The organism is Nitrospiraceae bacterium (assembly GCA_035623075.1).
In the GTDB taxonomy this organism is placed as follows: domain Bacteria; phylum Nitrospirota; class Nitrospiria; order Nitrospirales; family Nitrospiraceae; genus DASPUC01.
In genome coordinates, this window is sequence record DASPUC010000039.1 from 1 (window position 1) to 10,834 (window position 10,834).

General features: G+C 57.1%; 9 protein-coding genes. 1 reads left to right on the forward strand and 8 read right to left on the reverse strand.

What is annotated here, in order from left to right; genetic code table 11:
- The 8 genes from VEI50_12955 to VEI50_12990 all read right to left on the reverse strand — a co-directional run.
- Positions 1-552, reverse strand: a 552-nt coding sequence (locus tag VEI50_12955) for a hypothetical protein (GenBank protein HXX76031.1), incomplete at its 3' end; no start/stop codon positions are given.
- A gap of 8 nt (positions 553-560) precedes the next feature.
- Positions 561-812: a hypothetical protein gene (locus VEI50_12960; GenBank protein HXX76032.1), complete on the reverse strand. Its 252-nt coding sequence runs from the start codon at positions 810-812 to the stop codon at positions 561-563.
- A 12-nt stretch (positions 813-824) separates the two neighbouring features.
- A complete protein-coding gene (locus VEI50_12965; protein ID HXX76033.1) occupies positions 825-4,040 on the reverse strand; it encodes a CusA/CzcA family heavy metal efflux RND transporter in 3,216 nt (1,071 codons plus the stop codon).
- A gap of 46 nt (positions 4,041-4,086) precedes the next feature.
- On the reverse strand, positions 4,087-5,406 hold the full coding sequence (locus tag VEI50_12970) for an efflux RND transporter periplasmic adaptor subunit (protein ID HXX76034.1): 1,320 nt from the start codon (positions 5,404-5,406) through the stop codon (positions 4,087-4,089).
- A gap of 798 nt (positions 5,407-6,204) precedes the next feature.
- The gene (locus VEI50_12975; protein ID HXX76035.1) at positions 6,205-7,083 is read right to left on the reverse strand and encodes a hypothetical protein; all 879 of its coding nucleotides are present in this window, start codon (positions 7,081-7,083) and stop codon (positions 6,205-6,207) included.
- A 107-nt stretch (positions 7,084-7,190) separates the two neighbouring features.
- On the reverse strand, positions 7,191-7,544 hold the full coding sequence (locus tag VEI50_12980) for a hypothetical protein (protein ID HXX76036.1): 354 nt from the start codon (positions 7,542-7,544) through the stop codon (positions 7,191-7,193).
- Positions 7,545-7,729: 185 nt separating this feature from the next.
- Positions 7,730-8,806, reverse strand: coding sequence for a DUF2252 family protein (locus VEI50_12985; GenBank protein ID HXX76037.1), 1,077 nt, complete (start codon positions 8,804-8,806; stop codon positions 7,730-7,732).
- A gap of 345 nt (positions 8,807-9,151) precedes the next feature.
- Positions 9,152-9,328 carry a hypothetical protein gene (locus VEI50_12990; protein HXX76038.1) on the reverse strand — a complete coding sequence of 59 codons (177 nt, stop codon included), beginning with the start codon at positions 9,326-9,328 and terminating at the stop codon, positions 9,152-9,154.
- A gap of 108 nt (positions 9,329-9,436) precedes the next feature.
- On the opposite strand from VEI50_12990, the gene VEI50_12995 reads away from it, so the two are divergent.
- A complete protein-coding gene (locus VEI50_12995) occupies positions 9,437-10,531 on the forward strand; it encodes a tyrosine-type recombinase/integrase (protein HXX76039.1) in 1,095 nt (364 codons plus the stop codon).
- The last annotated feature ends 303 nt before the right edge of the window (positions 10,532-10,834 follow it).

A 10,834-nucleotide genomic window follows, 5' to 3' on the forward strand; every position in this document is an offset into this window, starting at 1 on the left:
CTGCAGCGATTCCACTTGCCGCCGATTGCCACCGAACACATCCGGTACAAAGCCAACCGGAAACGAGGATGTATAGAGGTTGTAATTCGTCGAGGGCGTGCTCAACAGGGGCGAGGTAGCCGGTGACGACCGGTACATGCCGGGGGTGAGGTTCGCATCGACAGTGGGAAAGAAATATCCTTGCTGCGCGCGGACAAGTTCGATGGCCTGGTGCAGTGCTGCCTCCGCCGCTGTGACGGTGGGACTGGCCGCCAGTGCTTTGTCGATTAGCGCATTCAGCTCCGGTGATTGGAACAGCGTCCACCACTGCGATGAGATGTCCTGGTTAAGGGCAAAGCGCTGGGCTTCGCCGGCCGCAATGTCGGCGGACACCGTATTCGTCATGAACGGGTCGCGTGTATAACGATCGACGGCGGGAGCTTCGGGACGCTTAAAATCTGGCCCTACTGCACAGCCAACAAGCAGGAGCAAGGTGACTAATGCAGACCCCGCACTAGGCATAGGCTTCAACCAGGCATAGGAGCGAATAATCCTCTCATGGCTCCCCATCATAAGTAACCTCAGTCTTTGCGAATCCATCCTCGCTCGATATAATCAGCAATGCAGGTTTCCTGTTGCGACCACGGGTTTAATCCCTTAAAGCTCGCTTCGCATGTCACCGTTTCGTCTGTCCGCGGGTTCCGCATAACAACATCGGCGGCACACCCCGTCATCACACAGGCCATAACAATCACCAAAAGATATCGCAAGGCTCCTCCCTTCCGAGACGAATAAGCCACTTCAGCATCCTTCCGCGTCCAATTCCCAATCATCGCTCATTCCTTTCAGCCAGGCGTCGTGGGACTCTGCCCTTGGGGCGCGGCGCTACCATCATCCCGACCAAGGAACATCAGACGCAATGGGGGCACAACCACGAGCAACATAAGAGGACCGATCAGCAACCCACCGACGACCACTGTGGCCAATGGACGCTGCACTTGGCTGCCGATTCCGGTCGAGATTGCAGCTGGGAACAGGCCGATGCAGGCTGACAATGCCGTCATCAGCATCGGCCGCATGCGTTGGGAGGCGGCGTGGAACATGCCTTCGAGGCTGCTCAGGCCGCCTCTCAGCATAACCTCGTTGTAATAGGTGATCATCAGGATGCCGTCCATGACTGAAATGCCGAACAAAGACACGAACCCAATCGCAGCGGAAATGCTGAAATGGAGCCCCGTGACAAACAGTGCCAGCACCCCCCCAGCGACTGCGAAGGGGATGCCGGCCAGCGCGAGGAGGCTGTCCCCCACCGAATTGAACAGGCCATACAACAGGACCATGATCAGCACAAGGCTGAGCGGAACGATCACCTCAAGGCGTTTCTTGGCTTGCTGCAGTTCCTCGAATTCCCCGGCCCATTCGATCCGATAGCCCTCTGGAAGCTTGACCTTGCGCGCAATCTGCTCCTCTGCGTCAGCCACAGCTCCCTCGAGGTCACGACCTCGCACGCTGAATTTGATGGGAATAAACCGCTGATTGCGTTCGTGGTAGATGTACGAGGCACCAGTGTCCAAGGTGATCGTCGCGAGCTCGCTCAACGGAATGTAGGCATTGGGGCCGCTGCTGGTCTGAAATCCCACCTTGATCCCGCGCACCTTTTCCAAGCTGGCGCGGTATTCCGGTGCCACGCGGACGAGTAGCGCAAATTGACGCTCGCCTTCCAGGACCGTGGTCGCTTGCGCGCCACCTAACGCCCCTTGGACCATCGTGTTGACGTCCCCCACATTCAAGCCATATCGGGCTGCATTCTCGCGGTCCACGGTAATATTGAGATTCGGCTGTCCCAGCACCCGGAAGACGCCGAGATCACTGATCCCCTTGACCTGATCCATGACGCTCAGCACTTGCGTCGCGATGTGTTCGAGTGTTGCCAAGTCGCGACCAATGATCTTGATCGAATTGGCACCTTTGATGCCCGACAGGCCCTCTTGGATATTGTCCTGAATGTACTGTGAGAAGTTGAAGGTAATGCCGAGGAAATCATCGGTGAATTCCTTCTGGATGTCTTCGATCAGCTTGTCCTTCGTGAGCCCAGGGGTCCACTGGTCCATGGGCTTGAGCGGCGCGAAGAACTCGGCGTTATAGAAGCCCGCGGCGTCGCTGCCATCGTCCGGTCGGCCGTGCTGAGAGACTACCGTGACGACTTCGGGGTGGCTGAGCAGGATCTGGCGCATGCGGTCAACCTTGGGCATGCCGGCTTCCAGCGAGATCGTCGGAGGCATCGTGACACGAATCCAGAGGTTGCCCTCTTCGAGGACCGGCAGGAATTCCCCGCCGAGCCGTGGAACAAGTAACACGGCGCTGACTAGGAACCCGATGCCGATCAGGACCATGATCGTCCGCCGGGATAACGCCCAGTGTAGGACCGGCTGATAGACGGCGCGCAGCGCCCGCACGACGATGGTTTCGGTCTCCCGAACATGCGCCGGCAGCAGGAGCGACGCCAAAACCGGGGTCACGGTGAAGGTTGCGAGCAGCGCCCCCACCAAGGCGTAGCCATAAGTCCGAGCCATCGGACTAAAAATCTGTCCCTCGACGCCTTGCATGGTAAATAACGGAACAAACGCGGCCAGCGTAATCGCCGTGGAGAAGAGAATCCCCTTCTCCACCTGGAGGCCCCCGGCGTAAATCATCTGCATCCGCTCTGACCATCCCATTCGCTGTGCGCCATGATCCTTCAAGAACGCGCGCTGCTGGTCTTCAGGTAACTGAAAGTTGCGGAAAACGTTTTCGACGAGGATGACGCAGGAATCGACAATGATGCCGAAATCGACCGCACCGACCGACAGCAAATTCGCCGATTCCCCCATGGCATACAGAATCATGACGCTAAACAGGAGGGCGAACGGGATATTGGCCCCGACGATAATGGCGCTCCGGAAATTCCCCAAAAACATCCACTGAATGGCGAACACCAGCAGACAGCCGAAGATCAGATTGTGGACCACGGTATGGGTGGTCACAGAGACGAGCGTGGCCCGGTCATAAAAGGGGACGACGTGAACACCGGGGGGTAGGGTGCCATCGCTGTTCAGCTTCTGGATCGCCGCCTGGACACGAGCCACGACATCATTGGTGTGAAGCGTCCGATCCATGACAACGATCCCCGTGACCACGTCATTGTTCTCGTCACGACCGGCCTTCCCCAGCCGAGGCAAGTAGCCTACAGACACTTTCGCCACGTCCTTGACGAGCACCGGGATGCCGCCTGCTTGGACGCTCAACACAATCTGCTCGATATCCTCCACCTTCGCCTGATCGCCCCCTGTTCCGAGTCCTGATGGATCATGAGCCGCGCCGATCAAGCCGACGCCGCGAACGTTAACGGATTGCTCTCCCACATTGATCGTTCTGCCGCCGACATTGATATTGGCGTTGCCAATGGCCGTCAGCATCTGTGGCAACGTGATGCTATAGGCATCCAGCTTGTGGAGGCCGACCTCCACATCGTACGTCTTTGTCGTCCCCCCCCACGTCACGACCTGGACCACACCAGGCACCGTGAGCAACCGACGTTGGAGCACCCAGTCCTGCAGGGTGCGCAGATTGGTTAGCCCGAAATGCGGAGGCCCCACAAGTTCATACCGGAAAATCTCGCCGACCAAGCTCGACCCTTGAATGGTGGGCGATACATTGTTGGGGAGATTGACGTTCTGCTGCAGGTTGACCGACGCCATCATTTTGGCGAAGTAATAATCCACACCGTACTTGAACCGGACCCGGACGAACGACAGCCCGTAGAACGAAGTGGAACGAATGACCTCGACTCCCGGAGTGGAGGCGAGACCAACTTCCATCGGAATCGTGTAATAGCGTTCCATCTCCTCGGCGGACACACCCGGTGCTTGGGCGGTGATTTCTAAGATGACCGGTGCCGGGTTCGGGTAGGCCTCAATATTGAGCTTCGAAAATGCAATCAGACCACCACCAAGTAGGATGATCATGCCGAGGAGAATGATCGGTCGGCGGGACAGCGCGAAGGTCAGGAGGGCTCTCAGCACGACCGTCCTCCCATCTTGAGCGTGGTCATGTTGATCAGGGCAAAGCTCACCGGGACACCTCTGTCAGGGCGTTGCTGAGAAAGAGTGCCCCTTCCGTAGCAATCAGTTCCCCGGACTGCAGTCCCCCGAGGATCTGAGCGAATCCACCCTGCTGCAGGCCAACGGTCACCGTCCGCTTCACCATGCGCTTGCGATCCGTCGTCACCCACACAGTCATCGATCCATCGCCTTCGCGCACGACGCCGTTGAGGGGGACAGCAGGAGATTTGATGGCGGTACCCGTGTGAATAACGAAGGTCGCGAACATCCCGGGCCGGAGTTCGTGCTTCGGGTCATCAATTTCTGAGCGCACTAAAACGCGATGTGTGGTCGGATCCACGGAGGCTCCGATATTGACGATCCTTCCGCGAAACACCCGGTTCGGATAGGCCTTCACCATGACGTCCACTTCCTCTCCCAGTCGGAGAAACGGAAAATCTGTCTCTGCCACATTCGCCACCATCCACATCGTTGAGACATCGGACAGGGTGTAGGGTGCGGGAGCATTGCCCGGTTGGACGAAGAGGCCAGGCGCGGCATTCCGCGCGACCACCCGTCCCGTGATAGGACTACGCACAACCAACACGGGATCGATCTTGCGCCAGGCGATGATGCGGTCGATGTCCGCATCGGTCTTGCCGAAGATGCGCAGGGCATCACGGGCTGCCTTCAGGGCGCCCTCCGCCGCTTGCTGATCGGAGATGGCCTGATCCAACTCTTTTTGGGGGATTCCCTGCACCGCATACAGTTTCTTGGCGCGTTCCAATACACGGGTTGTATTCCGGACAACTCCCGCGGCAGAAATAAGAGTGGACCCGGCCTGTACCAAATCGGGGCTATCAATGGTGTAAAGGGATGCGCCCTTCTCCACATCATCGCCAGCATTGGCAAACAGGCTGATAATTTTGCCCTGAAAGGGCGGAAAGACTGGGACTGAGAGATAGTCGTTAAACGCGATATTGCCCACGGCCTCACGTTGGATACTGAAATCTCGTTCCCCGACTGGTTCGACGTGGAAGCGTTCGAACTCCGACGGAGACAACTCGACGCTTTGGGCACTCAACGGATCGGCAGAGGGACGCGGTGGAGCCGCGTGCGGGGATCGAGTAGCGTCCGCAATCATGAGGGCGGAGGCCGCCCTACCTTCCTTCAGCGGCTTATCAGAAAGTCCGGTGAAGTATCCCCCAAACGTGATCAGGAACCCAACCGCTGCTGTTGCGGCATACACTGTCCCCTTGACGAGTTGTGCGGGTACATCCAACGCGATCAAGAGTCCAGCCGCCATAGTTGCAGCTCCGATTACAGTAGTTTTCCTTTTGATGCCCATACCAATTATTCCTGTTTAACGATACGCGCCAGGTGACCCAGTACTCGTCTTGAGGCCTTCAGTACGTGGAAGACCAGGGACGAGACTAAATTGAAGTCGTGCGCCAAGCACCTGACGCCCATCTCCGGGAGATGTTTAGCGCTTGCTGAAGGAGAACCAGAGAAGAGGGAGTCTTCTCGGTGAGAAGTAGATCAGATCCGGTAGGTACAAAAACTCTGATAAAGCGGTCGATCGGATACTAGCGACACCAAGCGAGCTAGAGGAAATGGTGGGCTATGTAATGACAATCCAACCGTCGAGACCAACCAGACGGCCAGAGCCCCACTGACAGAACTTAAGACCAAATCTCGATCTTCTTCTTCAGATTCAATGACCTGAAGCCCAAACATGAGCGGCTGCGATTGCAGGACGTCATCGGTCAGATCAAGGGTGTCCAGCCAGCAGACCCCACCCAACAGAAATATGATTGCTAGCAGCCCCGTAGCCCGCTGAATAGGAGAGATTTTCAACATAACATAAAATAATCTACCCGCTGTGTGTTACTTGTCAAGAGATTCAGTTCATCGGTAGCTGTCTTCTCCTTCTCCGAACCGGATCTTTTGCGAACTCTAACTTCGAGTTCCGGAAGGAGAAACGCACCATTTGCTCAACTGTGTCCGCAACCCTCTAGCTTATGGGAACGCACTCCGACCGATTCGTGCAAAGGTTTGGGCACAAGCTGAAACCTGGCTAGTGGTGGCATTGAGCACAACATGAGCACAATCGGATTTCGAGAAGCCTCGCACCATTGGTCAATCACTATCGCTGGGCGAACTCCGGCTGCCCCCTGAACCACGAAGCCAGATATTCTTGCTTAGTCAAGCTATCTCCCAAGGATTCCATGATCTCCGCCATGTTGAGCTGCAGTTGCACCTCCTTCTTCTCGCGGACCGCCTCCGGGAGCTGTTTGAGTGCTCCATAGGCGTACGCGGACTCTTCCATCGCTTGCCAGATCGGATAGCCTGTGCTCGTCTCAAACGCCCGGGCTTCCACCCGCACCGGGCGCATGGCCACGCCGAAGAGATAGCCTCCGCCAAACCACAAGGGGGTACTTGTGAGGAGTTCATAGCCCACGTTCCCCAGGATGATCCCGGGATTCCACGCCGTCGCCACACCAATGGCGGCGCTCTCCCACGTCATATCGGCAAACATCCCCGCAGCCATCCACTGCCAGCGGATTTTCCCGTAGTCCAGAATACCCCCGGCGACGACGAGGTCGGCTCCCAGGCGACGGCGGAATTCCGCAAGCTGCTCCGCATTCGGCAGGACCCCGGGTTTGAGTTGGAGTTCCTCAGCGAGCGCATCCGTCTCCTCCGGCGGAACAAATAAAAACCCCTGGCCTGCGGCGAGTCGGCTCAAGAGGAGCCAGCGGGCTTCCTGCTGAATCTCCCGGAGCGCGTCAGCCAGCTGGGTCGATGCATCCTCGGGCAACACGGTGCCGTCGACCGTTTTCACCGCAGAGAGCTCGGTGATCTCCAGATCGAAGCCAAAGGGCAAGATTGCCACAGAGGGGCGCTCATGCAGATGTTCCACCGGAGATTGCACGGCCGGTTCGAAGGCGACACAACCGGTCAGCACCGTGGCGACCACCCAGCAGGCGAATGAACTGACACGAACGTCGATGGTAGATATCCTCATTGAAGCCTCCCGTACTAATAAACGGAGTCAGCAAGGAATCCGCGCGAGGCTGATCTCTTATGGAGGTCAGCACGCCTGGACCGCTCAGCGACTTAACGGGAGGCGGATCAGATTCGATAGACGGACAGCTGTTGGTAGAGAGGTAGGGACGGAGGACCGTGCCACATCAACCGCTCAAGCTGATGGACAGTGGGGAAGGCAATCGTGACTGTTGGGTCGGCAACTGCGATGATGACAGCGGCGTTGTCAGGCGCACCAAGACTCGCTACGTCCGACTTCAGCCCAGATGCGAGCTGTGAGAGTGCGTCCTCGTCGAGGTCCTGATCCTCTTGGTCTTCGGCGACGGTGTCTGGAACGAAATGTAACTGCTCAGCCAGTTCCAGGCCGCCGAAGAACAGCCACAGCACGAGGAGGCACCAGATGGTGAGGCCAAAGATGGGCCTGCTTCGATCCGTCAGCATGTAACAAGCCTAGTCGACGTCCCAGGATCAGTCAAACCGGGTCACGGTCAAAAACCGTCCCGCTACCTGGTGCGAAAACTCTCCCTCTTACAAGGCCTTATGCGTCACCTCGTGGATGTCCACAACCAACTGATTGTGAACAGCCTTGTCACCGAACGTAATTCATGCTCCAGCAGAACACCGATCTATCCTCTCACCCAGTCCTTCCAGTCACTCATTGTCACATTCGTCATTGCCTTTGTCGCCACACGAAGCCATTTGGCTTTTCTGTTAGCCAGATCTCGGCGTAAGACGCGTCGAATGTTTTGACTGCCCAGATGCACGTTGGCCGTTTCCCACCCCATCGCATACAGCAGCCGGTTTTCGTCCCGCTTCTTCGGCAGTGAGGCGAGCGCAATGCGCGAGCAGTAGGGCGAGAGGCGACGCACCAGCCAGCCACCCTGGATTTGCACAAACGGATCGCGAGAGCGCACGGCGTGATCCAACATCGATTGATAGAGAATCGTGCTCTCCCCTTCACCATCTCGAGCCCAGACGCAGGCTGACGGAGCCATCGCTTTGGCTTCCCGCGCAATGGCCCCTCCCTGCCACTCCGCGAGCGCCACATAGCGCGGACGCCCCAGGCTGCCTAATCCGGACACTCGGTGCCGGACACGATACGAGAGCCCTGGCTCCGGCATTAGTTGCTGAAGAGCTTTTCGTGCACTTTGAGGAATCGCCCCCTTCACCAACGGGAGGGCCTGCATGTTCCGCCAGAACCGCACCGGGTCTCGGAGGCTGTTGGTGGCGATATCGCGAAGCCATGGATGACGCTCGGAGAGGACGAACGGTTCCCCTCCCAATCGCAGTCCTTCCATGTATCCAGTCAAAATCGCGTCGCACGCATCCCTGGGCTTCAGAGCGAGTTGGTCGGCTTCGAAGGCCAGTTTTGCACTAACGGCCAACCGTACCAAATCATTGGTATATGGCAGTTTGTATGCTTCATCGAAATCGTTGATACCCCAGATCAAGCGGCCTTCCTGGTCTCGCCACGTCCCGAAGTTTTCCACATGCAAATCGCCCACCGCCAATACAACCGGCGCCGTGGCCAAGTCCGCACATACAACCGGCCATCTCTGCATCCATCGGTAAAAGGTGGCTCGCAGAAAGGAGAAACCATCTCGTTTCATCAAAGCATGCTTAAGACGCAAATCTTTGGGCACTAGAGGCATCCGCTGTACCAACCAGTGCTCATATCGTTGGTTTGCTCGGTCAATCTTCATCGGCCTATATTATGTTGAGTCTTTGACTACCCTCTGCACGAAGGCTCATCGAAAATATTTATTTTTGAACCTGTCAGACTCATGATTTTGAATCATGAGATGTTCGGATTTGCGATACGGGATCGACCCAGGTTTTTGCACAGACCGATAAAAGACCCTCTTACCTCCTGCCTTGCCTGTGATTCTCTTCAACCGCATAAGCTAGCACCCACGTCCGAGCGAGTAAAGCTGCGTAACGCGCGTAAGCTAGCTTGTCCTGGATGAGTGTGTGCGCTTCACGCTCCGAGTTCGCGCTCAACCTGCATCAATATCTGGACGGACTCCGTCACGGTCATCCGCATCCTTTTATGGAGTGATCTGATCCATGGTCGGTCGTATGCATCCCTTGTTTGCGTAAGGGTCCGCGACAGACCCACCGGCTGCCAATTCCCGACATCCGCACTCCGGTGGCTTGTCGGGTTTTTGATTGCCTCGCTCGCCCGCGATATACCAGAGTCCATCACAGAGGAAGGTAGATCCCATGAACCCCTCTCGACCAGATACCGTGATTGCGAGAGCTTGGCGTGCGGGCTATAGTGATGCTCGGGGAAACCAGACCGAGATCAAGCCTCATCGGAAAGGAGGAACTGGATGGGGCTCGTGAAACGCAATCACGTCTGGTGGATGAATTTCATGTATCAAGGCCGCCAGGTCCGCCGCTCTACGGGGACCACGGACAAACGGCTCGCCGAGGCGATCCTGGCGAAAATCAGGGTCACGCTCGTCGAAGGCCGGTTCTTTGACCGGCTAGAGGAACAGGACCGGACCTTCGCTGAGTTAATGGAGCGGTATCTGACGGAATACTCGGTGCGCAAGGCTCCGAAGAGCCAGAAGCGGGATGCGCAGTGTGCGCACCACCTCCTCCCCTTCTTTGGCGACAAAACGTTGGCCGAGGTGACGCCGCGGCTCTTGACGGAGTACAAACTCATGCGTCGCGTGATGGCCAAGCCTGCGACGGTCAACAAGGAGCTCGGGCTGATGCGGCACGCCTTCAATGTCGCCAGTCGGGAGTGGGAGTGGTGTCGGAAGAATCCCCTGCGGCGGGTCTCCTTCGAGCCGGTGCGGAACGAAGTGGACCGGTGGCTGACCGCTCAGGAAGAGGCGCGGCTCCTGGCCGCGGCCTTCGACTGGCTTCAAGAGGTGATCGTCTTTGCGCTGAATACCGGGATGCGCCAAGGCGAAATCTTAGCGCTGCAGTGGCCGGACATTGATTTCGAACGCGGGACGCTTCTGGTGATGCAGAGTAAAAACGGGACTCGACGGACGATCCCGCTCAATACGGTGGTCGTTGACTTACTCGCGACGAAGTACGCCAGAAGTATCTCAAAAACGGCGTGGGTCTTTCCGACGCAGGCCGGGACACCGATCAAGCCTCGGTACTTGATCCGGGCATTTCGGAAGGCGGTCAGACGCGCGGGGATTGCGCATTGTCGCTTTCATGATTTGCGGCACACCTTTGCGACGCGGCTCGTGCAACGGGGGCTGGATCTCTACCGGGTGCAGCGGCTGCTTGGGCACAAGACCGGACTGATGACGCAGCGCTATGCGCACCACTCGCCGGAGAGCCTACGGGAAGGGGTTCGCTTAATTGGAAGAACCTCAGCCTGGAGCAGTCAGCACAAATTTAGCACAATCGATCGGAAGCAGTTTGGGTGGGGTTCAGAAGCCATTGATTTAAAGTGGTGAGCCGCCTGGGACTCGAACCCAGGGCCCTCGCCTTAAAAGATCGATGGAATCGGTTTTAACAGTGGCTTGATTTTGCGAAGGTTTCCCCGTTTTTCCTTGTCATTCAAGGCATTCCGGAGTTTCTACTGATTCGATTGAATTCCAGGACTTCTATCCTTTTTGAAAAGTTTTAGCACAAATTTAGCACAGCATTTTTGTAGGTCGAGTCTTAAGTGGGTCCCCGTCGGCATTGTCACCGAGCATGGGTCTCCTCCGGGAAGCGGAGGGGAAAAGTAAACAGAGGAGCGAATTTCCCACCAGCCA

What these genes read in the sequence shown, in the direction of transcription:
- VEI50_12975 (HXX76035.1), bottom strand. Translation starts at nt 7,083, where the DNA reads ATGAGGATATCTACCATCGACGTTCGTGTCAGTTCATTCGCCTGCTGG.
- VEI50_12985 (HXX76037.1), bottom strand. Translation starts at nt 8,806, where the DNA reads ATGAAGATTGACCGAGCAAACCAACGATATGAGCACTGGTTGGTACAG.
- VEI50_12995 (HXX76039.1), top strand. Translation starts at nt 9,437, where the DNA reads ATGGGGCTCGTGAAACGCAATCACGTCTGGTGGATGAATTTCATGTAT.
- VEI50_12970 (HXX76034.1), bottom strand. Translation starts at nt 5,406, where the DNA reads ATGGGCATCAAAAGGAAAACTACTGTAATCGGAGCTGCAACTATGGCG.
- VEI50_12980 (HXX76036.1), bottom strand. Translation starts at nt 7,544, where the DNA reads ATGCTGACGGATCGAAGCAGGCCCATCTTTGGCCTCACCATCTGGTGC.
- VEI50_12990 (HXX76038.1), bottom strand. Translation starts at nt 9,328, where the DNA reads ATGGGATCTACCTTCCTCTGTGATGGACTCTGGTATATCGCGGGCGAG.
- VEI50_12960 (HXX76032.1), bottom strand. Translation starts at nt 812, where the DNA reads ATGATTGGGAATTGGACGCGGAAGGATGCTGAAGTGGCTTATTCGTCT.